The organism is Shewanella putrefaciens, assembly GCF_016406325.1.
Taxonomy (GTDB): domain Bacteria; phylum Pseudomonadota; class Gammaproteobacteria; order Enterobacterales; family Shewanellaceae; genus Shewanella; species Shewanella putrefaciens.
Genome location: NZ_CP066370.1, coordinates 1,584,752 through 1,611,416 on the forward strand (window position 1 = coordinate 1,584,752; position 26,665 = coordinate 1,611,416).

A 26,665-nucleotide genomic window follows, 5' to 3' on the forward strand; every position below is an offset into this window, starting at 1 on the left:
CTTTTCTTAAAATAGCCATTGTTCGCAAAGAGGAATTCCATGAGTCATGTGGACACTGAAGTACGTCCGAGTAACTTTATTCGTAATATCATCGATGAGGATTTGCAAAGCGGTAAGCATACAAGTGTGCAGACCCGTTTTCCGCCTGAGCCGAATGGTTATTTGCATATAGGTCATGCTAAGTCTATCTGTTTAAACTTTGGCATAGCACGTGACTATAATGGTCTATGTAATTTACGTTTTGACGATACCAATCCTGAAAAAGAAGACATTGATTATGTGAATTCTATCCAGGCAGATGTTCGTTGGCTTGGATTCCAGTGGGATGGCGATGTTCGTTATTCATCAAATTATTTTGATCAATTACATCAATATGCGGTTGAACTGATTAATAAAGGTTTGGCCTACGTGTGTTTTTTGAATGCTGATGAAACTCGCGAATACCGTGGAACACTAAAAGAACCCGGTAAAAATAGTCCATACCGGGATACACCTGTTGAAGAAAATCTGCGTTTATTTGAAAAAATGCGTTTAGGTGAATTCAAAGAAGGTGAGTGTGCATTGCGTGCCAAAATAGATATGGCGTCGCCATTTATGTGCATGCGCGATCCGGTTATTTATCGTATTCGTTTTGCCCACCATCATCAAACGGGTGATAAGTGGTGCATTTATCCAATGTATGACTTCACCCATTGTATTTCTGATGCGTTGGAACATATTACTCATTCGTTATGTACTTTAGAGTTCCAAGATAACCGTCGTTTATACGATTGGGTACTCGATAATTTAGATGATTTTCAAGCGCCGAATCGTACTCGTCAGTATGAGTTCTCGCGTTTAAATCTTGAATATACCTTGATGTCTAAGCGTAAGTTAAACGATTTAGTGACCCGTAAACTGGTGTCGGGTTGGGATGATCCGCGTATGCCAACGATTGCAGGTCTGCGCCGTCGTGGTTATACACCTGCATCAATTCGTGAGTTTTGCCAACGTATTGGCGTCACTAAGCAAGAAAATATGATCGAAGTCAGCATGCTCGATGCGTGCATCCGTGAAGAACTTAATGAGCATGCACCACGCGCCATGGCGGTCCTGCGTCCATTAAAAGTCATCATTGAAAATTATCCAGAAGGTCAACTCGAAACGATTCAGGCCGCATCGCACCCTAATGATGAAAGTATGGGAACGCGAGAACTGGCTTTTGGCCGTGAAATATTCATTGATATCGCTGACTTTAAAGAAGAAGCCAATAAGCAATATAAACGTCTTGTAGCGGGTAAAGAAGTGCGTTTACGTAACGCCTATGTGATTAAGGCCGAGCGTTGTGATAAAGATAGTGAAGGCAATATCACAACAGTTTATTGTACTTATGATCCTGAAACCTTAGGTAAAAACCCTGCCGATGGCCGCAAAGTCAAAGGTGTGATCCACTGGGTTGAAGCAACAACTGCTAAACCTGCTGAATTCCGTTTGTATCAACGTTTATTTACCGATCCTAATCCGGCGGCTGCTGAGACCGTAGATGAAGTCCTAAACCCAGACTCTTTGGTCGTAGTAAATGGTTTTGTTGAAGCAAGTCTAATCAATGCTCCAGCCGAGAAGGCATATCAGTTTGAGCGTGAAGGTTATTTCTGTGCTGATAATAAAGATTCTACAGCTGATCATTTAGTCTTCAACTTAACAGTCGCGCTGCGTGACTCTTTTGAGTAGGATTAAGTCCCCGTAAATTGGGGTATAACATGAGTTAAATAAAAAGAAGGCCACGTGAGCCTTCTTTTTTATTGTCAATTTTTAATCGAGATAAATAGCTTATTGATACATAGGTCCAAAACCTAAACTCCATAAAATAACGCTGGTCGCCATTAGTCCCACCAAAAGTACTAAGCCTGCCGTCACCATCGAACTTGCATAGATAAAACCTTTTTCTTCTGGGATATTCATAATGATGGGCACGCCAGTATAGAGAAGGTAAATTGAGTAGGCTAAACCTATCAGTCCTACAATCATGATGAACCACAGAACGGGGTAAAGAGCCGCGAGCCCCACCATAAAGAGTGGTGTAGCAGTATAAGAAGCAAGTTCGAGTGCTTGGGTATAACTTGGTTTTGCATCGAAGGTTTTTGCCATCCAATAGGCTAAATAAGCGAGGGAAAATACACCTGCAATTAGGCCAAAATACATACCTGCAGACATAAATATTGCACTTTGAGAGGTTAAATATATAGGCTCACCAGCACCTGGATTCCAACCAATATGTGCGGTGGCAATGTAGCTACAAATTGCCGGAATGAGCGCGATCAGCAATACATGACTTAAGCTGCTTTTAAGTGATTCATGGTTTTTCTCGATTGCCTGCCACTCTTGTTTTGGATGAGTGTATAGCCCCATTAAATGATTTAGTATCATTATAATTATCCTTGTTCAGCATTGATGGATGGCTCGCCAAACGTCAGACGAGCTGATAACAGCTCTACAATCTAAGTCGACATCTTGTTTGTCTTGTTGATTTCAGATTGATGTTACACTGAGAAACAAATCTCATGTGATCCCGATCTCAGTTCTCTATAGTGTAGATTATTTATTGGACAAAAAGTTCAGATCGTCAAGTTTACCGAAGGCTAATGCTACAGCTTATGGGTAAATATGCGTAGAATGACAAAATATTTCAAAATGATAGAGAGTCAAGCTATGCAGCAACTTCTTGCCCCTATTCATGCATTTCTTCGTTGTGAAACGCCCCAAACTTGGATTGATAATGCCAAATTACCAACATCCCTTGATGAGTTACTGATAGATCATTGTAATTGTGAGCTAAAAGCCGCGCAGACAGCGATGTTTTTACTTAGACGATATGCATTAGATATGGATAGTGGACGCTTACTTTTAGCGTGGGCTAAACCCTATGAAGAGTTTGTCTATCTGAAAGATCGTGATATTGAGCAATTTCTTAGTCGTGATGCCAAAAAGAATGAGTTGGCAACTCAATTTATTCCAAACGGAAATTTTGAATTTGCGATAGATTTAATTCAGCCACTTATTCGTTTGATTAAAGAAGAATTTCATCATTTTGAGCAAGTATTAGAGTTGATGCACGCAAGGCACATTCCTTACCGTAATATTCGTGCAGGACGTTATGCCAAAGGTATGATGAGCTATGTTACTACCCATGAAAAACACATTTTAAGGGATAAACTGATTGTTGGCGCTTATATTGAAGCGCGATCCTGTGAACGCTTTGCTAAGTTAGCCCCTTATTTAGATGATGAATTGAATCGGTTTTATGTCTCATTATTACGCTCTGAGGCGAGACATTATGAAGATTACCTCAAATTAGCACAGCGAGTTTCATCAGAAGATATCAGTGACAGAGTTGCTTATTTTGGCCTGAAAGAAGCGGAATTGATCATGGCACTAGATGATGAGTTTCGTTTTCATAGCGGTCAACCAGTGTAGGTAAAATGGTAAGGTGGATGAATTGATTAACGGTTTAGATAAATTGTTAATCAATTCATTTTCAACAAACTTAATTTTGCTGTGGGCTGAAAGGTAGGCTTTGTAAGTCAATCCCTTGAGGGCTCACACTCAGTACGCTGCCTTGTTGATACCAATCGCCAACAACGATGCGTTTACAGCCATTATCGAGTTGATGAATTGCAGGTCTATGTGTGTGACCGTGGATCATATATTGCGCATGTGTTCTAGCCAGAAGTGCATTTACGGCGTTAGGTTCAACATCCATGATGGTATAGCTTTTATGCTTATTACTGCTTTTACTTTTGCTGCGAATGTTATCGGCAATACCTTGGCGAGTTTTCTTGGATAAACACCCGTAAAGCCAACGAGCCAGCGCTAAACTGCGCAGTTTTCGAAAGCGTTGATAGGCTTTATCTAATGTACATAAGCTATCGCCATGTAAAATTACCGTTTTCACTCCGTATAAATTCAAGCAGGTGACTTCAGGCAATATTTGCATTCCTGCGGCGCGCGCAAATTGTTTGCCTAACATAAAATCACGATTGCCATGGATAAAATACACTGGTAGTTTCAGTGAAACTTGTTTGAGTTTATTCGCAAGTTCAAGGGCAAAAGGTGCGGCAATATCATCACCCACCCAGACTTCAAATAAATCACCTAGGATATACAGTGCATCAGCATCATCGAGCTCAGTGTCGAGAAAGTGAGTGAACGCTTGGGTGATATCAAGGCGATCTGCACTCAGGTGTAGATCGCCTATAAAGAGAGTTCGCATTCGCAGTGATTATGCCGCGACGCTAACTTTTTCAATCACAACCGCTTCTAATGGCACATCTTGATGCATGCCGCGATTGCCTGTGCTGACCGCTTTAATTTTTTCGATAACGTCCATACCTTCAACGACTTCGCCGAATACGCAGTAGCCCCAGCCCTGTGAGGTTTCAGATTTAAAATCGAGAAAAGTATTGTCGTTTACATTAATGAAGAACTGCGCAGTAGCAGAGTGGGGATCTGAAGTACGTGCCATGGCAACAGTACCAGTGCGGTTTGATAAACCGTTATTGGCTTCGTTCTTCACTGGTTCGTTACAACGCTTTTGGCTCATATCTTCGTTGAAGCCACCACCTTGGATCATAAAACCGTCAATCACACGGTGGAAAATAGTGCCATCGAAGAAACCTTCGTCAACATATTTCATAAAGTTTGCTACGGTTAATGGCGCTTTTTCAGCATTCAGTTGCAGTTTAACGTCGCCAAAATTGGTGTGTAATGTGATCATGTTTTCATACTCTCTGTAAATAGTGGCGCGATTCTAACTTATCTCGGATTGCGCGCAAAGTGCAGTATTCAAAACCCGTTAGGCCGTGATAGACTGACCCCTTGATTTTACTCCTGAATGTATTATTGAAGAGAATGCCGATGTTGAAGATTTACAACAGTATTACCCGCCAAAAACAGGAATTTAAGCCAATCAATCCCGGAAAAATTGGGATGTACGTGTGTGGTGTGACCATATACGATCTCTGTCATATTGGTCACGGCCGTACTTTTGTTTCCTTTGACATGATAGTGCGTTACCTGCGCTATGTGGGCTATGAGGTGAATTTTCAGCGCAATATTACCGATGTCGATGACAAAATCATCAAGCGCGCTAACGAAAATAACGAAAGTTGTGAAGCCTTAACCGAGCGTTTGATTGGCGAGATGCATCGAGATTTTGATGCCTTAAATATGCTGCGCCCCGATTTTGAACCGCGCGCGACACTGCACATTGCAGAAATTATCGACATGGTTGAGTTATTACTCGCCCGTGGTCACGCCTATGTTGCCAGTGATGGCGATGTGCTATTTAGTGTGGCATCTTACCCTGATTACGGCCGTTTATCGGGGCAAAATTTAGATCAACTGCAAGCCGGTGCGCGAGTTGAAGTCGACGAAAACAAGCAAAATCCAATGGATTTTGTGTTGTGGAAAATGTCTAAACCTGGCGAACCAACGTGGGAATCCCCATGGGGACCGGGTCGTCCTGGCTGGCATATCGAATGTTCAGCCATGAACAGCAAACATCTAGGTCTGCATTTTGATATTCATGGTGGCGGCTCTGACTTACAGTTCCCACATCATGAGAATGAAATCGCCCAGTCTTGCTGTGCCCATGACACACCATACGTCAACTACTGGATGCACACTGGCATGGTAATGGTTGACCGTGAAAAGATGTCTAAGTCCTTAGGCAACTTCTTCACCATTCGCGATGTACTTGGTCATTATGATGCTGAAACAGTACGTTACTTCCTATTATCAGGTCATTATCGTAGTCAACTGAACTACTCAGAAGATAACTTGAAGCAGGCTCGCTCAGCGTTAGAGCGTTTGTATACGGCCATTAAAGATGTCGACTTGACTGTCGCAGCGGCGCCTGCTGAAGAGTTTATTGCTAAGTTTAAAGCGGCAATGGACGATGATTTCAACACCCCAGAAGCTTATTCAGTGCTGTTTGATATGGTGCGTGACATTAATCGCCTAAAAGCGACGGATATTGCTAAGGCATCTGCCCTTGCTGTGGCAATGAAACAATTAGCCGATGTACTTGGGCTGTTAGGCCAAGATCCTGATGCCTTCTTTAAAGGCGAGGGTAGTGACGATGAAGTGGCTGAAATTGAAGCCTTAATCGTTGAACGTAACCGTGCTCGCAGCGAAAAAGATTGGGCTGCTGCGGATGTGGCGCGTAATCGTTTAGATATTTTGGGCGTTGTGCTTGAAGATGGTCCAAGTGGCACCACTTGGCGTAAGAAATAAGCTTATTCGCTATATTTTTAATTCAAGAAAATCTTCAGTAAATAAAAAAACCTGCATCATGCAGGTTTTTTTATGCTTGCTAGAACCTAGAACCTAGAACCTAGAACCTAGAACCTAGAACCTAGAACCTAGAACCTAGAACCTAGAACCTAGAACCTAGAACCTAGTCATGATATTGCTCGGCGGCATATAAGGTGTTTTCTAATAGGCTTGCAATCGTCATCGGGCCAACACCGCCGGGGACTGGCGTAATAAAACTGGCATTTTGCGCTGCAATGTCATATTGCACATCGCCGACTAAGGTGCCGTTATCTAAACGGTTAATGCCCACATCGATCACAATCGCGCCCGGTTTTATCCACTCGCCAGGAATAAAGCCGGGTTTACCCACGGCAACTACAACTAAATCGGCTTGGCGAATTTTTTGCTCGAGATTCTTAGTAAAACGATGACATGTCGTTGTTGTGCAGCCCGCTAGCAGTAATTCTAAAGTCATAGGGCGGCCAACGATATTTGAGGCACCAACCACAACCGCATCTAAACCATAGGTATCGACACCAGTCGATTTAATTAAGGTCATGATCCCCATTGGAGTGCAAGAGCGCAGCACTGGAATACGCTGGGCTAAACGGCCAACGTTATAGGGGTGGAATCCATCGACATCTTTATCGGGGCGAATGCGTTCGATGACTTTTGAGTCTTCGATATGTGCGGGTAATGGCAGTTGCACTAAAATGCCATCAATTGTCGGATCATCATTAAGACTATCAATCAGGTTGAGTAATTCATCTTCAGTGCAGTTTGTTTCTAAATCGTATGAACGAGAAATAAATCCAACTTCTTCACAGGCCTTACGTTTACTGCCAACATAAACTTGTGATGCCGGATCGGCTCCCACTAATATTACGGCTAAACCCGGTACGCGTTGTCCAGCCTCTTTGCGGGCGGTGACTTTTTCGCTGAGCTTAGTGCGGATGGATTGAGCAATCGCCTTGCCGTCGATTATTTGGGCTGTCATGGGTGTAGGATATCCTTTATATGGGCGATGGTGAAAACACTAGTTAACACAGAGATTGGCAATCGTGGCTATTTTAACAGGGCGTAACGGGTGTGTCATGGCTAAAGCCGACCTGAAACGGATAAAAAAAAGCGTATTCGACTGATAATTCAGCATCTAGCGTGAACGGTTAAAAAAATCGTTGACGGGTGTAAAGTGAGGGGATAAGATGCGCTCCGTTCTCAAGGATACTTATGTAGTAGTGTATAAGTAAATAATATTTGAGACCTTCGGTGATTAGCGCTGTCCGGTAACGCATCTAGATTTTGGATGAGAGCGGACCAGAGGAAATCCTCTGAGTTGATACCCAATAAAATGTAAGATCTTCGGTGATTAGCGCAGTCCGGTAGCGCATCTGGTTTGGGACCAGAGGGTCAGAGGTTCGAATCCTCTATCACCGACCACTTTATTGTTATTTGCTCGCAGAGTTTAATTGAACTCAAATGAGTGAATAACATGGATAGCCAAATGCTATCCAACGCCAGTTAGGATGCAGAATATTCTGTACACCATGCGCCCGTAGCTCAGTTGGATAGAGCACCCGCCTTCTAAGCGGGTGGTCGCAGGTTCGAATCCTGCCGGGCGTACCAGTTTCAGTGGTGATTGTAGCTCAGTTGGTAGAGTCCCGGATTGTGATTCCGGTTGTCGTGGGTTCGAGCCCCATCAGTCACCCCATTTTTTAGTACTTAGAGTACAAAATAAAAATAGCGACCTAAGGTCGCTTTTTTTATACCTCAGATTCGGCTGTTGAGGCTCGACTCTGCAGAAAACGGTGGCTATAATGTCGCGTCTTGATAGATATCAACTATGAGCGACCTGTGCCAAAAGCCAGTAGTGGTGGGCATTGTAGTCAAATTTAATGATCAAGAAACGAATACCTGAATAGTTGATGACTCGGCTATTACAAAGGGCGTTAGACAAATTTCGAGGTAAAACAATGCAAGTTTCTGTTGAAGCAACCCAAGGCCTAGAGCGTCGCCTAACCATTTCTGTTCCTGCGGAACAAATTGAAAAGTTGGTTAAAGACAGTTTACAACGTGAAGCTAAGCGTGCTCGTATCCCAGGTTTCCGTCCTGGTAAAGTGCCTGTCACTGTAATCAACAAACGTTATGGCGCCGCAATTCGTCAAGATATCACCGGCGAAGTGATGCAACGTAACTTTATCGAAGCCATCATTGCTGAGAAGTTAAATCCAGCTGGCGCTCCAACTTTTATTCCTGGTTCAACTGATAGCGAAAAATTTGAATTCGTCGCGACCTTTGAAATTTATCCAGAAGTTGAGTTAAAAGGTTTAGATGCGATCGAAGTCGAACAACCAAAAGCATCAGTAACCGATGCTGACGTTGATAGCATGATTGAAACTTTACGCAAACAACACGCGACTTATGCCGCGGTTGAGCGTGAAGCTGCAGATGGCGACAAAGTGAAAATGAACTTTGTTGGCTCTGTTGACGGTGAAGAATTTGAAGGCGGTAAAGCTGAAGATTTCGAACTGCAATTAGGCAGCGGCCGTATGATCCCTGGTTTTGAAGCGGGTATCTTAGGTCACAAAGCGGGCGAAGAATTTGTTATCGACGTGAACTTTCCAGAAGAATATCACGCTGAAAACCTGAAAGGTAAAGCGGCTAAGTTCGCGATTACACTGACTGAAGTTCAAGCGGCTAACCTGCCAGAAGTCAACGATGAGTTTGCAGCACTATTTGGTATCAGTGAAGGTGGCTTAGAAGCCCTTAAAACTGAAATCCGTAAAAATATGAATCGTGAACTTGAGCAAGCGTTAAAAGCTAACGTAAAAGAGCAAGTGATCGCAGGTTTGTTAGCGAACAACGACATCGAACTGCCAAAAGCGCTGATTGATGGCGAAGTTAACGTATTACGTCAACAAGCAATGCAACGCTTTGGTGGTCAAACGGCTAACATGCCAGAATTGCCAGCTGAATTATTTACTGAGCAAGCGGCTCGTCGCGTGAAAATCGGTCTGCTATTAGGCGAAGTGATCAAAACTAACGAGCTGAAAGCGGAAGATGAGCGTGTACAAGGCTTGATTGCTTCTATGGCGTCTGCCTACGAAGATCCAAGTGAAGTGATTGCTTATTACAACAGCAATAAAGAATTGATGCAAAACATGCGTAACGTCGCTTTAGAAGAGCAAGCCGTTGAAGCACTGTTGAAATCGGCCAAAGTGACCGAAAAAGAAGTCGCTTTTGAAGAATTTATGAACAAGGCTACTGGTCGCGCATAAGCTAAGCTTGACTTGATTAGCTGTTCGCCATTTATAATGGCTCGTATGAGGCTCCTCATGCGAGCCATTTTTATTTAGGGAAGTGAATAATGCATAATGCGTCAGATATACAAAACGCTCTAGTGCCTATGGTAATAGAACAGACCGCTAAGGGTGAACGCTCATACGATATTTATTCTCGTTTGTTGAAAGAGCGGATTATCTTTTTGGTAGGTCAAGTTGAAGAACACATGGCCAATTTGATTGTGGCGCAGCTACTCTTCCTCGAATCAGAAAGCCCAGATAAAGACATATTCTTATATATCAACTCACCGGGTGGCTCTGTGACGGCTGGTATGGCGATTTACGATACGATGCAGTTTATCAAGCCAAATGTGAGCACTGTGTGTATTGGCCAAGCGGCTAGCATGGGCGCGTTTTTATTAGCCGGTGGTGAAAAGGGCAAGCGTTTTTGCTTACCTAACTCTCGCGTGATGATCCATCAACCACTGGGTGGTTTTCAAGGTCAAGCTTCTGATATCGCTATTCATGCCCAAGAAATTTTAGGTATAAAGCATAAACTGAATCTAATGCTGGCTGAGCACACAGGCCAGCCGCTTGAAGTGATTGAGCGTGATACCGATCGCGATAACTTTATGAGCGCAACTCAAGCCGTTGAATACGGTTTAGTTGATTCAGTGATGACTAAGCGTGGCTGATTTTTGCTTTTGACTGGGCTATGCTCTGTGAAAGGTTAAGTAAATTTAAGACTGGCAGTAGAGCAGACTGCAAATGAGGTAATTAATGGGCGACAACAAAAATAATGGTGACAGCGGTAAATTGCTGTACTGCTCTTTTTGCGGTAAGAGCCAGCATGAAGTGAGAAAACTCATTGCTGGCCCATCAGTATACGTATGCGACGAATGCGTTGAATTATGCAACGATATTATTCGTGAAGAGATTAAAGAGATCTCTCCAAAACGTGATAGCGATAAATTGCCAACGCCACATGAGTTGCGTGCGCATTTAGACGATTATGTCATTGGTCAAGACAGAGCCAAAAAAGTACTCTCTGTGGCGGTTTATAATCATTATAAACGCTTAAAAAATTCATCACCTAAAGATGGGGTTGAATTGGGCAAGAGTAATATTTTGCTGATTGGCCCAACGGGTAGCGGGAAAACTCTGCTAGCAGAGACGCTAGCACGCTCTTTAAACGTGCCTTTCACTATGGCAGATGCAACCACCTTAACCGAAGCAGGTTATGTGGGTGAAGACGTTGAAAACATCATTCAAAAATTGCTGCAAAAGTGCGACTACGATGTAGAGAAGGCACAACGTGGTATCGTGTATATCGATGAAATCGATAAAATCAGCCGTAAATCCGACAATCCATCGATCACCCGTGACGTCTCGGGCGAGGGTGTGCAGCAAGCGCTGTTAAAACTCATCGAAGGTACAGTTGCCGCGGTTCCGCCACAAGGTGGCCGTAAGCATCCGCAGCAAGAATTCTTGCAAGTCGATACTTCTAAGATTCTATTTATCTGTGGTGGCGCATTTGCTGGGCTTGAGAAAGTGATTGAGCAGCGTGCCCACGTGGGCTCGGGTATTGGTTTTGGCGCGCAGGTGAAAGGCGAAAAGGACAAGGCGACAATTTCTGAAACCTTGTCTCAAGTTGAGCCTGGTGATCTGGTGAAATATGGCCTTATCCCTGAGTTTATTGGTCGTTTGCCCGTAGTTGCAACGCTGACAGAACTGGATGAAGAAGCCCTAGTGCAAATTTTATCTCAACCAAAAAATGCCCTGACTAAGCAATACAGCGCGTTATTTGAGATGGAAGGCGTTGAACTTGAGTTCCGTGAAGATGCGCTAAAAGCGATTGCCCATAAAGCCATGTCGCGTAAGACGGGTGCCCGTGGCCTACGTTCAATCGTAGAAAGTATTCTGCTGGATACTATGTACGATATCCCCTCCGTTGACGGTGTGGTGAAGGCGGTAGTGGATGAATCCGTGGTAAATGGTGAGTCTGCTCCTATCCTGATTTATGAGCACAATGAGACTCAAGCCGCGTCTGGCGAACAATAATTGTACTGATTGCTAATAAATTGAAAAACAAGGAGTCCATCGGACTCCTTTTTTCGTATTGACCATTGAAACTCAATAAACTGTCCCAATATACTCCATTATCAATCCCATTCACCAAAACGGAATCGAGCTATGACCCTAGAGCGTGAAGCGCATATCGAACTCCCCGTGCTGCCACTGCGAGATGTGGTGGTCTATCCCCATATGGTAATTCCGTTGTTCGTTGGCCGAGAAAAGTCTATTCGTTGTCTCGAAACGGCAATGGCCCAGGATAAACAAATTATTTTAGTGGCTCAGCGTGATGCCGAGTTAGATGAGCCAACCAAAGACGATATCTTTGATATCGGTACTGTAGCTTCTATTTTGCAGTTGTTAAAATTGCCAGATGGTACGGTAAAAGTACTTGTTGAAGGGGGGCGTCGCGCTAAAATAACCCGTTATACCCAAGAGACAGAATTCTTTGTAGCTAAGGCTGAGTATCTTGAATCAGAGCCTTTAGAAGACAAAGAAGAAGAAGTCTTAGTGCGTAGCGCTATTGGGCAGTTTGAAGGTTATATCAAGCTGAACAAAAAGATCCCGCCAGAAGTCTTAACCTCTTTATCGGGTATCGATGAAGCGGCGCGTTTGGCCGATACTATGGCCGCCCACATGCCACTTAAGCTTGAAGATAAGCAGTCGGTGCTTGAGATGGTCAACGTCGGCGAACGTCTGGAATATTTAATGGCGATGATGGAATCGGAGATTGACCTACTGCAGGTTGAAAAACGTATCCGCACCCGCGTTAAAAAACAGATGGAAAAGAGCCAGCGTGAGTATTATCTGAATGAACAGATGAAAGCCATCCAAAAAGAACTGGGTGACTTAGATGAGGGCCATGATGAGTTTGAAGCTTTAAATCGTAAGATTGAAGAGGCCAACATGCCAAGCGAAGCGAAGGAAAAAGCCCTCGCCGAGCTTAACAAGCTACGCATGATGTCACCGATGTCCGCTGAAGCGACAGTTGTTCGCAGTTATGTGGATTGGATGACGTCAGTACCTTGGAGCCAGCGTTCTAAAATCAAACGTGATTTAGCCAAAGCCCAAGAAGTGCTTGATACCGACCATTATGGTCTGGAGAAGGTTAAAGAACGTATCTTAGAATATTTAGCGGTACAGAGCCGAGTACGTCAGCTTAAAGGGCCAATTTTGTGCCTCGTTGGGCCACCAGGTGTGGGGAAAACTTCGCTCGGCCAATCGATTGCTAAGGCGACTGGTCGTAAATATGTGCGTGTTGCCTTAGGCGGTGTGCGTGATGAAGCGGAAATTCGTGGTCATCGCCGTACTTATATCGGTTCTATGCCGGGTAAGGTCATTCAAAAAATGGCTAAAGTGGGCGTGAAGAACCCGTTATTCTTGCTCGATGAGATAGACAAGATGAGCTCAGATATGCGCGGCGATCCAGCGTCGGCATTGTTAGAAGTGCTTGACCCTGAGCAAAATGCGACCTTTAACGACCATTACCTTGAAGTTGATTATGACTTATCCGATGTGATGTTTGTGGCTACGTCCAACTCGATGGACATTCCAGGGCCACTGCTAGACCGTATGGAAGTTATCCGCCTGTCGGGTTATACCGAAGACGAGAAGTTAAATATTGCCAAGCAACATTTACTGACTAAGCAAATTGAACGCAACGGCCTTAAAGCCAGTGAAATTCATGTGGATGACAGCGCAATTATTGGCATTATTCGTTACTACACCCGTGAAGCGGGCGTGCGTTCGCTTGAGCGTGAATTGTCGAAGATTTGCCGTAAAGTCGTGAAAATGATTTTGCTTGATAAGTCAGTTAAGTCTGTGACTGTGAACCAAGATAACTTGAAATCATTCCTTGGTGTGCAGCGCTTTGACTACGGTAAAGCCGAGTCTAAAAACCAGATTGGTCAAGTGACAGGCCTCGCTTGGACGCAAGTCGGCGGTGATTTATTGACGATTGAAGCAACATCAGTACCAGGTAAAGGTAAGTTAACCTATACAGGTTCCCTTGGTGATGTGATGCAAGAATCTATTCAAGCGGCGATGACAGTAGTTCGTGCCCGTGCCGAGCAATTGGGTATCAATGCTGACTTTTACGAGAAGCGTGATATTCATGTCCATGTACCTGAAGGTGCGACACCCAAAGATGGTCCATCGGCTGGTGCGGCAATGTGTACTGCTTTAGTTTCAAGCTTAACAGGCAACCCTGTTCGTAGCGACGTAGCCATGACTGGGGAAATTACCTTACGTGGTGAAGTATTACCTATTGGTGGTTTGAAAGAAAAACTGTTAGCAGCACACCGTGGTGGCATAAAATTAGTGCTCATTCCAAAAGAAAACGAGCGTGATTTGGAAGAAATTCCTGCCAATGTGATTGCCGATTTAGAAATTCGTCCTGTGCGTTGGGTCGATGAAGTGTTAAAACTTGCCTTAGAAAGACCTGTTGAAGGCTTTGAAGTGGTTAAAAACTTGGCATAACGCAAGAAAATGCGCTATCAAGCTAAAAAAAGTGAAAAAAGGGGCTTAACAAAGCGCAGACCTGTGGTAGCCTAGGTCTGTGGAGAGCCAGCTGCTCCAAGCCCTTGGCGCAACTGGCTTTGAGCTGTATCCAGTTTTATTTCTTTGGTTTTCGAACTCAGCTTGAACTTTGAATTCAAGCTTGTTATAAAAGCCTCCGCAGACCGCTCTAGAGACGGATTTGGTTGCGGCGCAAAAAAATTACATTCAAGGGGATGACATGAACAAATCTGAACTAATCGAGAAAATTGCTTCTGGTGCTGATATTTCTAAAGCCGCTGCTGGCCGTGCACTGGATTCTTTTATCGCTGCTGTGACCGAAGGTCTGAAAGAAGGCGATAAAATTTCTCTTGTTGGTTTTGGTACTTTTGAAGTGCGTGAGCGCGCTGAGCGTACTGGTCGCAACCCACAAACGGGTGAAGAAATCAAAATCGCAGCAGCAAAAATTCCTGCCTTTAAAGCAGGTAAAGCTCTGAAAGACGCTGTCAATTAATTTTTGATATCGTAGCCTTTGTAAGGCGTTCGTAATATACAAGCACTGTTAAATCAGTGCTTTTTACGAATTGAAAGTAATGGATTTTGAAGGTTATTTTCTACCATTACTCGGGGTTTTAGCACTTACCTGTGGTAGCGTCTGAATCATCCCCATAAATTACAGAAAGGCGCATCTCAACCTGATGCGCCTTTTTATTTTGTTAATCGCAACAAGCGAGAAATCTGATGTTAGAGAAGATCCGCGACGGTTCGCAAGGCGTGATTGCTAAAAGCATTCTCGTACTTGTGATTTTATCTTTTGCATTTGCAGGTGTGAGTAGCTATTTGGGCTCAACCACTGACGTACCCGCTGCAGAAGTCAATGGTGACAAGATCACTAAAGCCGAGTTAGAGCAAGCATATCAGAGCGAGCGCTCTCGTATGGAGCAACAACTGGGTGAGATGTTTGCTGCATTATCTGCTGATGAAAGATATCTAGAAAGTATTAAGCAGAGCGTATTAGAGCGTTTGGTTGCCGATAAACTTATCGACCAAGCGGCGAGCACTATGGGTCTTCGAGTTTCTGATGAGCAAATTATTACTGCCATTAAGTTAGAGCCTGCTTTCCAAACCGATGGCAAATTTGATAACGAGCGTTATCAAGCGATTTTGCGCCAGTTAGGTTATCAACCGCAAAGCTTTAGAAATATGATGCGTGTTGATATGACTCGCCGTCAGTTAACTGCCGCCCTTGTGGGTACTGAATTTGTGCTCCCAAGCGAAGCAAAGCAATTAGCTGAGTTACAAGGTCAAACTCGTGATATTCGTTATTTGGTGGTGGATTCTGCACCATTTTTAGCCAATGCCACCGTGACCGATGAGCAAGTTAAAAACTACTATGATGCAAACCAAGGGCAATTTATGAGCCCAGAACAGGTAAGCTTAGAGTATGTTGAGCTAAACGCTGCTGATTTTGCTAAAAATAGTCCTGTGACTGACGAAGAAGCACAAGCTTATTATGATGAACATAAAACGCAATATCTGGCTAACGAGAAGCGTTTAGCTGCACATATCCTCATTAATGCAGATCAGGATGATGCAGCGACCAAAGCTGCTGATTTAGCCAAGCAACTCGATAATGGTGCAGATTTTGCTGAACTTGCTAAGGCGCATTCTGACGATAGATTAAGCGCAGAGCAGGGCGGTAAACTGGAGTGGTTTGAACCTGGTGTGATGGAGCCTACCTTCGATGCGGCTTTATTCGCACTCAATAAGGGCGAGCATTCTGCGGTTGTTAAAACGGGCTTTGGTTACCACATTATCAAGTTACTTGATGTACAGGCGGGTGCGACAGTACCATTTGCCGATGTTAAAGCCAAAATTGTCGCTCAGTTGCAGGATAAGAAAGCAGTAGATCAGTTCTACAGTCTGCAAAGTAAGTTAGCGGATACCAGCTATGAAGTTCCTGATACTTTAGCTGAAACGGCAAAAGTGCTTGGCGTATCAATTAAAACTACGCCACTATTTTCGCGTGATGATGCACCTGAGGGGCTCAATAAACCTGATTTAGTGAAGGCCGCCTTCTCTGATACCGTTAAGTTGAAAGGTTTAAACAGTGAAGTGATTGAGCTTGAGCCTAATCACGTGGTTGTTATCCGTGTTAAAGAGCATCACGATGCGGGCACTTTAGCCCTAGCGGAAGTGAAAGCCAATATCACAGAGCGTTTGAAGCAGGACCAGGCGAATGAAGCTGCCCGTGCAAAAGCACAAGAGTTGATGACACAAGTTAACGCTGCTGCAACTGATCTTGGTTTAGTGTCTAAAGTGAAACTAGGCCGCGGCGAACAAAATGTGGATGCTGCTATTGTGGGTAAAGCGTTCCAAATGCCAACACCTAGCAGTACGCCAGTTGTCGATATTGTTGGTTTAGCTAATGGTTATGCTGTGATTGCACTTGATAAAGTCAATGCTGCAGAAGGCGTGAGTGATGAGTTAGTTAATGCTCTTAAACAACGCTTGAACGCACAATATAGTGAAGCTGACTATCGTGGTTTGATTGACTCACTTAAAGCCAATGCTAAAGTGGTTTACTCAGCAGAGTGATTCAATTGGGATAGTGGATTAAACCAATTATCCTACTGATAATTTAAAAAGGCCAAGTGATTACCTTGGCCTTTTTTATTTTTCGCTTGGATAAGGTTATAGCACGACTGTGATGTTCCATATTTCAATCGCCTATTCCTATGGATTTTATCTTGCCACTGAGGGTATTTCTTGCGCTAGTTTTTATCATTTTTCCATAATACCAATCACATTAAATATCTAATCAGTTCAGAGCCTCACAGGCATCTCAATCCAAGGCGCATTGACGCAGAAATGGTCATTCCCTTTTAAGTCAATGCAACACCGGAGTGGGATGCCAGTGTGACTCCCGAAGGGCGGGCTTCAGTGCGCTTTATACTGCGTTTAAGGCTTATCACTATTCCTTCAAGCCTTCGCCTTGCCTAAAGCGCGCTGAACTCCCGCTGAATGAACAGATATTTAATCGATTGGTATAAGTGGATTATGAATATGAGGAAATGATGAGGATGCCCACAAGAGCGACTGCTGCGTATTTAAGTTTGGGCGTTGCAAATAAAAACGCCACTAAAAAGTGGCGTTTAGCTGTTATTAGTTATCGCAGTTTATTGGAGTTCAATAACATCAAACTCAACATATGGATTAACGTCGGCATCGTAATCAATCCCTTCGATTCCAAAGCCAAATAATTTTATAAATTCTGCTTTATATTCACGATAGTCAGTCAATTCTGATAAGTTTTCTGTGGTCACTTGCGGCCATAAATCACGGCAATGCTGCTGAATATCATCACGTAGTTCCCAATCGTCTAAACGTAGGCGATTGTCGCTGTCGGTTTCTGGCTTTGCGCCATCTGTACGGTATAGACGTTCGCTGAACATACGGTAGATCTGCTCCATACAGCCTTCATGGAGACCTTCTTGGCGCATTTTTTTGAAGACCATAGCGATATATAGTGGCATAACTGGAATAGCGGAACTTGCTTGAGTCACAACGCTCTTCAGTACCGCCACATTAGCACTACCACCGGTTGCTGACAGTTGATCATTTAAGGCCTTTGCAGCACGGTCTAAATCCATTTTTGCTTTGCCAAGGGCGCCATGCCAATAAATCGGCCACGTCAGTTCTGTCCCTATGTAGCTATAGGCGACGGTTTTGCAATTGTTTGCTAATACACCAGCCTCTGATAGGGCTTTGATCCATAATTCCCAATCTTGCCCGCCCATTACCGTGACAGTATCAGCAATTTCTTGTTCAGTTGCGGGCTCAACAGTTGCTTCAATAATGCAATCTTTGTTGGTATCAACGGCTGTTGCAGTATAAGTTTCACCAATTGGCTTTAATGCTGAACGAATAACCTCTCCCGAATCAGGTAATCTGCGTACTGGTGATGCCAATGAGTAAACAACCATGTCGATTTCACCAAGATCTTGCTTGATAAGTTCAATGACTTTTTGTTTAGCTTCATGGCTAAAAGCGTCGCAGTTAATGCTTTTAGAATATAAACCTTCTGCCTTCGCAAATTTATCGAAAGCGGCAGAGTTGTACCAACCAGCTGTGCCTGGTTTAGTTTCTGTTCCTGGCTTTTCGAAGAACACGCCAATGGTTGCCGCATCGCAACCAAAAGCAGCAGCGATACGTGAAGATAGGCCATAACCACTTGATGAACCAACCACTAATACCTTTTTGGGGCCGTTAGCGATTTTGCCTTTGTTTTTTATAAAGGTAATTTGCTCTTGAACATTTGCTTCACAACCGACTGGGTGTGTAGTGGTACAAATAAATCCGCGAATTTTGGGTTTGATAATCATGTTTTAGCTTCTTCTATCAAAATGACCAATAGGATAAATATTTCAGCGGGGAAATGGCACCTATTTTTAGCCAATTCACCTGATTATTGAAGTGGTTGGAGCAGTTTAGCGTTTGTGGACAAACAGACTCTGCTCTTGAACAAGTCGTTGAGTGTACTCATGTTGTGGTGAATTAAATATCTGTTCTGTAAGCGCTTTTTCAACCATTACGCCCTTGTGTAATACCATGATTTTATCGCTAACATGGCGAATGATGTTGAGATTATGGGAAACGAAGATATAAGACAAGCCGAGATCTTTTTGTAGTCTTAAGAGTAAATTGAGAATTTGTGAGCGTACAGAAAGATCCAATGCGGTCAAGGCTTCGTCGGCGATGATGATCTTAGGATTGAGCATTAACGCTCTAGCAACGGCAACTCGTTGTTTTTGGCCCTCAGAAATCATATGGGGATAAAAATCCGAATGTTCGGGTAATAGGCCGACTTTTCTAAGAGTATCTACTACCTGATTATGGCGCTCTTTAGCCGAAAGTTGGGTATTAAAACGTAAGGGTTCATCGAGCAATTGGCCAATGGTCAGGCGTGGGTTGAGTGAAGTATTAGGATCTTGAAAAATCATTCTAATCAACCGACAACGCTGTTTAATATCACGGCTATCTAAGGCCTCACCCTCAAAGAAAATTTCGCCACCACTACGGGGTTCTGCACCAACTAAGATACGGGCAAGAGTGCTTTTACCTGATCCAGCTTCACCCACAATCGCTAAGGTTTCTCCGCGGTTAAGCTCGAAGTATACTGGTGCTAATGCATCGTTATATTGGCGTGAGAACCCCTTATAACCTGTGTCGTATCTTTTGTAGAGATCGTTAACTTTAAGCAGTGGGGTCGTCATTTGTTGTTTCGCCGTGATAAGGAAAGTGGCAAGCAAAATAGCGGTCTTTAAGGTGACTTAAATTAGGCTGATTCACACATTTCTTCTGTGCTTCAGGGCACCGAGGTCCTAAGCGACAACCAATTGGAAGATGCTGTAGTGCAGGAGCTGAACCTGGTAATGTCGGCATAATGGCCTTATGGGCCACAATACCTGAATAGTCAGGCATATTATCGAGTAGTGCTTTGGTATAAGGATGAAAGGGCTGGGTGATGAGATCTTCAGTTGGCCCTGATTCCATCACTTGCCCGCAATAGAGTACGGATAAGTGATCGCACCATTGTGCTAGAGTTTCAAGTTCGTGGCTAATGATTAAAATTGACACATTTTGCAGTTGATTTAACTGTGATAATAACCGAAAAATTTGGGCTTGAGTGCTAAGTTCCATCGAGTTTGTCGGTTCATCTGCAATCAATAACCGTGGCTGATTGGCGACAGCCATCGCAATCATCACCTTTTGGCATTCACCTTCTGATAGCTCCCATGCATAGCTAGACATGACTTTTTGTGGATTTTTGATACCTACCTTATGTAGCCATTTTTGTGCCGTCAATCGTGCATGTTTATGGCGTTGCCAGAAATAGTGCTTAGGATTCTTTGGCATAGCTTGCATTAATTGATTGCCGACAGTTTGTGCAGGATCAAGGCTACCGGAGGGATCTTGGAAAATCATCGCCATGTCCGACCCCATCAAATTGCGGCGCTCTTTAGCTGTCATGGCCATCAGATTATTACCGTCCCACATCATACGATCGGCAGTAATCGTCCAGTTAGGACCTGGAATGCCAAGAATGGCCCTGGCGAGAAGGCTACGACCTGAACCCGATTCGCCTACTAATCCATGGATTTCTCCGGCATTCAGGGTCAAGCTGACTTTTTCGAGTGCCCGCACTCTACCGTGGGGCGTATCGAGTTCAATCGTGAGATTTCGTACGTCGAGTAAAGGCATAAGTTAGTTTCTGATGGGCGCAAGCGCCGACCGTAGGCCATCGCCAACCAAGTTAATGGCGAGTACGCTAAAAAGAATTGCTAACCCAGGAATTGTGACGGTCCAAGGTGCGGTTAATAAATTATCTACGCCCTGTGCGACCATTGCACCCCATTCAGGACTGGGAGCTTGTGCGCCTAAGCTTAAAAAACCAAGGGCCGCGATATCTAAAATGGCTGCCGAAATGGCTAAGGTAGTTTGAATTATCACGACTTCCCATACGTTTGGCATAATGACATACCAAAAAATTTGCATCGAGTTAGCGCCGTCTAAACGCGCGGCTGTGACATATTCTTTTTGTAATTCTTCATGCACTGACTGGTGTATGGAGCGGACAAATTGTGGGGTTAAGGCAATCCCCACGGCCCAAAACACATTATCAAGGCCCGGTCCCATCACAGCTACGACTAAAATGGCCATTAACAGCGAAGGGATCGACAATAGCGCGTCGAGTAAGTGACCAAGAATACTGGATTTTAAACCGCGCATCATGCCGGATAAAGAACCGATAATAAAGCCTGTGAATAGTGCCGTTACCACTATTAAAATGGCCATACCAAAAGTAAGGTGTGCGCCGTGTAATAGTCGGCTAAAGATATCGCGTCCGAGATCATCTGTTCCTAAAAAATGCTCAACAGTACCGGATGGATCCCATGATGGCGGTAACAAGAGTGCTCTTGGATCCTGAGTTTCAGGGGAAAAGGGCGCAATCATTGGCCCAAAAATAGTGAGTAGCAGTAAGAATACAATTGTCCACAAACCTGCTAGAGCAAACGGATTTGCTGAAAAATTTTGCCATACTCGCATCATAGGAGAGGCAATTTGATCTTCTTGATAAATCTTAGCTGGTAGCATAAAGGTCTTTTCTGCTTAATGGATTAAAGACAGTGTGTAATACTTCAATCAAGATACTTAAAAAGATGATCAATAGGGCAACGGCCAGAATACCACCTTGGATGACAGTATAATCCCGTTGATAAATTCCTGACACCAACCATGAGCCGACACCTGGCCATGAGAAGATCATTTCGACGACAATCGCATAGCTGGCAAAAGAACCGAGCATCAATCCTAAATGTTTAAGCACAGGGATCAACGCATTAGGTAGCGCGTGGCGTAGAATGATAGTGCTAGTATGCATGCCTCTCGCCTCCGCGGCACGGATAAAAGTTTGATTCATCACATTCATCATTGCCGAACGAGTGCTACGAACCACCACTGTAAAAGGTAATACGGCAAGCGTAGTCGCTGGCAAAATGATGTGCAGCAGCGCATCTTTAAATGCCGATTTGCCATATTCAGAATCTGACCACAAGGTATCGACTAACATAAAGCCTGTAACAGGCTTGATTTCATAGAGCAAATTGATTTGTCCAGAAATCGGTAACCAACCAAGATTAACCCCGAACCAGAGGGATAAATAGAGACCTAGCCAAAAAACAGGCACTGAGTAGCCTGTTAAGGTGATTGCCATGATCGTATTTTGAGTAAGTTTATGTTGGCTTTGCGATGCTAAAACGCCTAATGGCACACCTAAGCCAATGGCGATAATGGCAGCCATTATCGCGAGTTCAAATGATGCGGGGAGTACCGTTTTTAACTCTTCAGCGACACTTTGTTGTGATGTAACCGATACCCCTAAATTACCGCTTAACCTTTGTTTTATATAGGCGAAAAATTGCCAAGCTTGATTGTCGTTTAGTTGATAATCTTGCTCAATTTGAATCTCTTGGCTGGCGGTAGGAGAATGGATGCCTGTGAGTGCAAAACTTCGTTCAACGGGAAATAATCCGGTAGCATAGAAGAGCACTCCAATCATAACGAAGGACGTTGCGATAAACAGATTGAGCCGCCGAAGCAGATATCGAAACATCAATTAGTCTCCGGTTGGATTAGGCCAGTATGTGCAAAAGATATCCCACCAAAGGGAGTTAATTGCATGCCTGTAATATCGTGACGAGTTAATGCTACACGTTTAGCATGAGCCAAACTTAGCATAGGTATCTGTTCCGCTAAAAAGGCTTCAGCTTGCTGATAAATCACTTTGCGCTCAGCTTGAGTTGATACATCCTTTGCTCTTGCTAGGATGGTATCAAATTCAGGGTTACACCAGCGGGAGCGATTGTTGTTCGACAACATTGCCGAGCAGCTCAGTAATGGGGTGAAAAAGTTATCTGGATCGCTGTTGTCAGCGTTCCATCCAATTAATACCGAATCATACTCATCGCGGCTCAATCGTTGGCTAAATACGCTCCAGTCGTAACTGATGATGTTTACTTTAACCCCAACATTGGCTAAGTCTGACTGAATTAACTCTGCTGTTTTAAGTGTATTAGGGTTATAAGCACGTGCAACTGGCATTGCCCAGATATCAATACTGAGGTTTTTTATGCCTGCCTCTTTCAATAAATCCCGTGCTTTTTGTGGATTGTAATCAATAAGTCCTTTGTTATTGTCGTAGGCCCAAGATGCTGGCGGTAAAACACCTATGGCTTCAACAGCGGTGTTTTGATAAACCGCTCGCAGAATATGTTGCTTATCAACAGCATGAGCTAGCGCGCTGCGCACACGTACGTCATCGAGTGGTGGTTTTAGCGTATTAAAAGCCCAAAACGCCACATTAAGACCAGGTTGAGATTCAATATTTAACTCTTTATGTTGTCCAATGACAGGTAATTCTCCTGCCTTAGGTAGAGCTGAAACACTGCAATCACCAGCGATAAGTTTTGCTAGGCGCACAGTGCTTTTGGGCGTGATATCAAATACCAGCATATCGACTTTTGCAGGTTCGCCCCAAAAGTCGGGGTTACGGCGATAGCGAATATATTCATTTTTAACGTACTTAACTAGTGTAAAAGGCCCGGTACCAATGGCGTAATGATCGACATTCTCTGGATGCCCGAGCGCCAGTTGCTGCTGAGCGTACTCATCGGACAAAATTACGGCAAAGTCAGTGGCAAGATTAGATAAAAAAGAAGCGTCTTTACGGGCTAAATAAAATATGATTTCGTGGTCGTTTACTTTTTCTATTAGCTTAACTTGTTCCGAAAATCCAATGCTTTGAAAGAAGGGATAGCCAGTACGGGACACCCAATGGTAAGGATGCTGTGTATTGATGATCCGATTAAAAGAAAATAACACATCATCGGCGTTAAATGGGCGAGAAGGCGTAAAGCGCGACGAATGCTGAAATTGAACTCCTTCCCTTAACTTAAAACGATAACTTAAGCCATCCTCTGACATAGACCAACTGGTCGCCAATGCCGGAACAAGATTGCCTGACTGAGTATCATAATCCACTAAGCGGCTGTAGATTTGATGGGATGTCGCGTCGATAGTCGTACCCGAAGTCACCAACTGCGGATTAAAAGACTCGGGGTTCCCTTCGGAGCAATAAACCAAACCAGAAGGGATCTGTTGGGGGCCACATGCAACCATCAACCAACTCATGCAGGAAACTGCCGTTGTCAGGCATAGGCGTCTAATTAGCACACTCATTTATAAATCATTATTTTATCGACTATGAACAGCTATTTTAGCAGTGCATCTCCCCCGTGGGCAATCGGCTTATGCTTTATCGAGTAAATTGTATTTTTTAAGGATGCCACGCAACTGGTGATAGCTTAATCCTAGGATCTCAGCGGTCTTCTTTTGGTTATATTGACTGTGTGAGAGAGCCTGTTGGATAAGATCCATCTCGTATTTTTCAGTTTGCTCTTTAAAATCCAACGGAAAATTAAAGCTATTTAGAGAAGGCTCTGAGCCTCCTTGTAAGTTTGGTTCAATCGCGATACCGGTTTGAGCGGTATCTGCAATAGTGGCAACCTGAGGTACCACTTGGCGCTCGCGGGTTTTAACTCGAGTTTGAGGTCGATAGGGCGATGCAAAGGGGTCGAGGGTAATATGCTCGATGGGACGGTTTTCACCACCATTGCGGTACACGCTACGTTCAACCACGTTCTTGAGTTCGCGGATATTACCCGGCCAGTCGTGGGTCATTAACTGTTCGACTGCATGGGCGCTAAAACCGCTAAATAGTTGCAGTTTTAATTGGCGTGCCATACCAACGGCGAAATATTCCGCTAGTGTCATAATGTCTTCAGGGCGGCAACGCAGTGGTGGCAAAGTGATCACATCGAAGGCGAGCCTATCGAGCAAGTCGGCACGAAATTCGCCTGCATCAGCTAACGCGGGTAAATCTTCGTTGGCGGCGCAGATTAAGCGGACATCAGCCTGCACGGTTTTACTGCCACCGACCCGTTCAAACTCGCCATATTCAATAACACGCAGTAGCTTTTCTTGGATAAGTCCTGAAGTGTTGGCTAATTCATCGAGAAATAAGGTGCCGCCGTCGGCGCGCTCAAAGCGGCCTTCGTGTTTACCTTTGGCGCCAGTAAAGGCGCCTGATTCATGGCCAAACAATTCACTCTCGAGTAAGTTTTCACTCAAAGATGAACAGTTTAGCTTAATAAAACTTTGATCCCAGCGCTTAGAAAGATAATGTAAGCGTTCGGCAATCAGCTCTTTACCTGTGCCCCGTTCACCAATAATCAGTACGGGTTTAGACAAAGGTGCGATTTGCGACACATGTTCTAATACTTCGAGTAGGGCATTGGATTGGCCAATAAGATTGTCTTGTTGAAATTTATTATCCACGATATTTTTTAGTCTTTCGCGCTAAAATTTGGTGAAAATCATAATAAGTGGCTTGGAAGATAAAATAAAGTAAAAGTTAAAAAATTGTTTATCCGCATGTATTTAAACAATAAATAAAAGTTGGCACAGTTAGTGTATTACCTTATACGAGACCAACATCAATTTGAGGATAGGATTATGGGAATTTTCTCTCGTTTCGCCGATATCATTAACTCTAATATCAGCGCATTGCTGGATAAAGCCGAAGACCCAGAAAAAATGGTTCGTCTGATTATCCAAGAAATGGAAGACACACTCGTTGAAGTGCGTTCTACCTCAGCTAAAGTATTAGCTGAGAAGAAAGAGCTGCAACGTCGTATTAATCGCGTGTTAGAGCAAGTGCAAGATTGGCAAGATAAGGCTGAGCTCGCATTGTCCAAAGACCGTGAAGACTTAGCCAAAGCCGCTTTAGTTGAAAAACAAAAAGCAACCGGTTTAGCGGACACGCTGAATCAAGAGTTAGCCGTTATCGATGAACATATCGCACGTCTGAAAGATGAAGTGGGCATGCTGCAAGAAAAACTGCTCGATGCAAAAGCGCGTCAAAAGACCATTATTTTGCGCACTCAAACAGCATCATCACGCTTAGAAGTGAAAAAGCAGTTAGATTCAAGCAAAATCGATAGTGCCATGCTCAAGTTTGAGCAATATGAGCGCCGTGTCGAAGGCTTAGAAGCCCAAGTTGAATCTTACGATCTTGGCAGCAAAAAAACCTTAGCCGACGAGTTTGCCGCTCTTGAAGCCGAAGATTCTGTGAATGCAGAGCTGGCAGCGCTAAAAGCCAAGGTAAAAGGTAAAGCACCAACAAAGTCAAAAGAATAACAATTCAGAGGTGAGTTATGGATATGGACATACTAATGGCGCCGATTATTATTTTTATGGTGATAGTCGCGCCAATATGGTTAGTTCTTCATTATCGCAGTAAGCGACAAGTGAGCCAAGGACTCACAGAGGAAGAGTTTTCACAACTCAATGATTTAATAGTTAAAGCTGATAAAATGGCAGCGCGTATCGAGACCTTAGAGGCCATTCTGGATACAGAATCGCCCGAATGGAGGGGGAAACATGAGAGGATCTAATGGTCGTACTTTGTACCGCATTCCCCAGTCAGGCAAAATAGCGGGTGTATGTGCAGGGATTGCCGAGTACTTTGCGATTGAAACTTGGTTAGTGCGAGTACTGGCGGTGTCTATCTTCTTACTCGGCGGTTCAGGTGTGGTATTTATCATCTATGTCGCTTTGTGGGTGATTTTAGACATCAAGCCGCAAAAGCATTACGATAGAGACGATATTGAGGTGAAGAAGAAGCCGTGGCAGTCGGGAGAACCCGCAAAGCAAGCGCTAAGCGACGTGAGTCGTCAATTTCGAAGCCTTGAAGTTAGATTGCAAAACCTAGAACGTCATGTCACCTCTGACAACTTTGATTTGAAAAGACAAATCAATAGTTTGTAACCCTTATAAAGGGCGGCCATGTCCGCCCTTATTGCTTAATCTGTTTGTCGTTCCAGTGTATAGTTAACATT

The 26,665-nt window shown here is 43.9% G+C and carries 23 protein-coding genes and 3 tRNA genes; 15 read left to right on the top strand and 11 right to left on the bottom strand.

The window, feature by feature from the left end:
• The first annotated feature begins 39 nt into the window (after positions 1-39).
• Entirely contained in the window at positions 40-1,710 is a 1,671-nt protein-coding gene (glnS, locus tag JEZ96_RS07025) for a glutamine--tRNA ligase (RefSeq protein WP_011789899.1), read from the top strand.
• A gap of 99 nt (positions 1,711-1,809) precedes the next feature.
• Here glnS and JEZ96_RS07030 read toward each other — a convergent pair whose 3' ends face one another.
• Entirely contained in the window at positions 1,810-2,406 is a 597-nt protein-coding gene (locus tag JEZ96_RS07030; protein WP_025007506.1) for a Yip1 family protein, read from the bottom strand.
• Between the two features lie 282 nt (positions 2,407-2,688).
• Here JEZ96_RS07030 and miaE point away from each other — a divergent pair, with 282 nt between their 5' ends.
• Positions 2,689-3,453 (top strand): tRNA isopentenyl-2-thiomethyl-A-37 hydroxylase MiaE, encoded by a 765-nt coding sequence (miaE, locus tag JEZ96_RS07035; protein ID WP_025007507.1) that lies wholly within the window; start codon positions 2,689-2,691, stop codon positions 3,451-3,453.
• 70 nt (positions 3,454-3,523) lie between these two features.
• Here miaE and JEZ96_RS07040 read toward each other — a convergent pair whose 3' ends face one another.
• Together JEZ96_RS07040 and JEZ96_RS07045 are read right to left on the bottom strand one after the other, a co-directional pair.
• Complete coding sequence (locus JEZ96_RS07040) at positions 3,524-4,249, bottom strand: UDP-2,3-diacylglucosamine diphosphatase (protein ID WP_061782720.1); 726 nt, start codon at positions 4,247-4,249, stop codon at positions 3,524-3,526.
• 9 nt (positions 4,250-4,258) lie between these two features.
• On the bottom strand, positions 4,259-4,753 hold the full coding sequence (locus JEZ96_RS07045; RefSeq protein WP_011789895.1) for a peptidylprolyl isomerase: 495 nt from the start codon (positions 4,751-4,753) through the stop codon (positions 4,259-4,261).
• 140 nt (positions 4,754-4,893) lie between these two features.
• Here JEZ96_RS07045 and cysS point away from each other — a divergent pair, with 140 nt between their 5' ends.
• Entirely contained in the window at positions 4,894-6,273 is a 1,380-nt protein-coding gene (gene cysS / locus JEZ96_RS07050; protein WP_061782719.1) for a cysteine--tRNA ligase, read from the top strand.
• 163 nt (positions 6,274-6,436) lie between these two features.
• On the opposite strand, the gene folD is transcribed toward cysS, so the two are convergent.
• A complete protein-coding gene (gene folD / locus JEZ96_RS07055; protein WP_014610292.1) occupies positions 6,437-7,291 on the bottom strand; it encodes a bifunctional methylenetetrahydrofolate dehydrogenase/methenyltetrahydrofolate cyclohydrolase FolD in 855 nt (284 codons plus the stop codon).
• A 366-nt stretch (positions 7,292-7,657) separates the two neighbouring features.
• On the opposite strand from folD, the gene JEZ96_RS07060 reads away from it, so the two are divergent.
• From JEZ96_RS07060 to JEZ96_RS07100, 9 genes are all read left to right on the top strand, one after another.
• A tRNA-Pro gene (locus tag JEZ96_RS07060) sits at positions 7,658-7,734 on the top strand.
• A gap of 109 nt (positions 7,735-7,843) precedes the next feature.
• A tRNA-Arg gene (locus tag JEZ96_RS07065) sits at positions 7,844-7,920 on the top strand.
• A gap of 9 nt (positions 7,921-7,929) precedes the next feature.
• A tRNA-His gene (locus tag JEZ96_RS07070) sits at positions 7,930-8,005 on the top strand.
• A 262-nt stretch (positions 8,006-8,267) separates the two neighbouring features.
• On the top strand, positions 8,268-9,572 hold the full coding sequence (tig, locus tag JEZ96_RS07075; RefSeq protein WP_011789892.1) for a trigger factor: 1,305 nt from the start codon (positions 8,268-8,270) through the stop codon (positions 9,570-9,572).
• A gap of 89 nt (positions 9,573-9,661) precedes the next feature.
• Positions 9,662-10,270, top strand: coding sequence for an ATP-dependent Clp endopeptidase proteolytic subunit ClpP (gene clpP / locus JEZ96_RS07080; RefSeq protein WP_011789891.1), 609 nt, complete (start codon positions 9,662-9,664; stop codon positions 10,268-10,270).
• A gap of 85 nt (positions 10,271-10,355) precedes the next feature.
• Positions 10,356-11,636, top strand: coding sequence for an ATP-dependent protease ATP-binding subunit ClpX (clpX, locus tag JEZ96_RS07085; protein WP_011789890.1), 1,281 nt, complete (start codon positions 10,356-10,358; stop codon positions 11,634-11,636).
• A gap of 132 nt (positions 11,637-11,768) precedes the next feature.
• Positions 11,769-14,126 carry an endopeptidase La gene (gene lon / locus JEZ96_RS07090; RefSeq protein ID WP_011789889.1) on the top strand — a complete coding sequence of 786 codons (2,358 nt, stop codon included), beginning with the start codon at positions 11,769-11,771 and terminating at the stop codon, positions 14,124-14,126.
• A 259-nt stretch (positions 14,127-14,385) separates the two neighbouring features.
• Complete coding sequence (hupB, locus tag JEZ96_RS07095; RefSeq protein WP_006081127.1) at positions 14,386-14,658, top strand: nucleoid-associated protein HU-beta; 273 nt, start codon at positions 14,386-14,388, stop codon at positions 14,656-14,658.
• A gap of 227 nt (positions 14,659-14,885) precedes the next feature.
• Positions 14,886-16,742, top strand: a complete 1,857-nt coding sequence (locus JEZ96_RS07100) for a SurA N-terminal domain-containing protein (protein WP_025008228.1) — start codon at positions 14,886-14,888, stop codon at positions 16,740-16,742.
• Between the two features lie 581 nt (positions 16,743-17,323).
• On the opposite strand, the gene fabV is transcribed toward JEZ96_RS07100, so the two are convergent.
• The 7 genes from fabV to pspF all read right to left on the bottom strand — a co-directional run bounded on the left by fabV (position 17,324) and on the right by pspF (position 25,103).
• Positions 17,324-18,529, bottom strand: a complete 1,206-nt coding sequence (fabV, locus tag JEZ96_RS07105) for an enoyl-ACP reductase FabV (RefSeq protein ID WP_025008229.1) — start codon at positions 18,527-18,529, stop codon at positions 17,324-17,326.
• A 105-nt stretch (positions 18,530-18,634) separates the two neighbouring features.
• Positions 18,635-19,420 (bottom strand): peptide ABC transporter ATP-binding protein, encoded by a 786-nt coding sequence (locus JEZ96_RS07110; RefSeq protein WP_025008230.1) that lies wholly within the window; start codon positions 19,418-19,420, stop codon positions 18,635-18,637.
• Positions 19,401-20,408, bottom strand: coding sequence for a peptide ABC transporter ATP-binding protein (locus JEZ96_RS07115; protein WP_011789885.1), 1,008 nt, complete (start codon positions 20,406-20,408; stop codon positions 19,401-19,403). Before JEZ96_RS07115 ends, JEZ96_RS07110 begins: the two co-directional genes overlap by 20 nt.
• 3 nt (positions 20,409-20,411) lie before the next feature.
• Complete coding sequence (locus JEZ96_RS07120) at positions 20,412-21,302, bottom strand: ABC transporter permease subunit (RefSeq protein WP_011789884.1); 891 nt, start codon at positions 21,300-21,302, stop codon at positions 20,412-20,414.
• Positions 21,289-22,320, bottom strand: a complete 1,032-nt coding sequence (locus JEZ96_RS07125) for an ABC transporter permease (protein WP_011789883.1) — start codon at positions 22,318-22,320, stop codon at positions 21,289-21,291. The genes JEZ96_RS07120 and JEZ96_RS07125 overlap by 14 nt, the downstream gene beginning before the upstream one ends.
• The gene (locus JEZ96_RS07130; protein WP_011919075.1) at positions 22,320-23,945 is read right to left on the bottom strand and encodes an ABC transporter substrate-binding protein; all 1,626 of its coding nucleotides are present in this window, start codon (positions 23,943-23,945) and stop codon (positions 22,320-22,322) included. Before JEZ96_RS07130 ends, JEZ96_RS07125 begins: the two co-directional genes overlap by 1 nt.
• A 69-nt stretch (positions 23,946-24,014) precedes the next feature.
• Complete coding sequence (pspF, locus tag JEZ96_RS07135; protein ID WP_025008231.1) at positions 24,015-25,103, bottom strand: phage shock protein operon transcriptional activator; 1,089 nt, start codon at positions 25,101-25,103, stop codon at positions 24,015-24,017.
• A 177-nt stretch (positions 25,104-25,280) separates the two neighbouring features.
• Between pspF and pspA the strand changes: the two genes are divergently transcribed.
• Genes pspA through pspC form a run of 3 tightly spaced genes read left to right on the top strand, consistent with a single transcriptional unit; the run spans position 25,281 to position 26,594 of the window.
• The gene (gene pspA / locus JEZ96_RS07140; RefSeq protein ID WP_011789880.1) at positions 25,281-25,964 is read left to right on the top strand and encodes a phage shock protein PspA; all 684 of its coding nucleotides are present in this window, start codon (positions 25,281-25,283) and stop codon (positions 25,962-25,964) included.
• Between the two features lie 17 nt (positions 25,965-25,981).
• Positions 25,982-26,221, top strand: a complete 240-nt coding sequence (gene pspB, locus JEZ96_RS07145; protein ID WP_014610296.1) for an envelope stress response membrane protein PspB — start codon at positions 25,982-25,984, stop codon at positions 26,219-26,221.
• A complete protein-coding gene (gene pspC, locus JEZ96_RS07150; protein WP_006081139.1) occupies positions 26,208-26,594 on the top strand; it encodes an envelope stress response membrane protein PspC in 387 nt (128 codons plus the stop codon). The genes pspB and pspC overlap by 14 nt, the downstream gene beginning before the upstream one ends.
• Positions 26,595-26,665 lie beyond the last annotated feature (71 nt).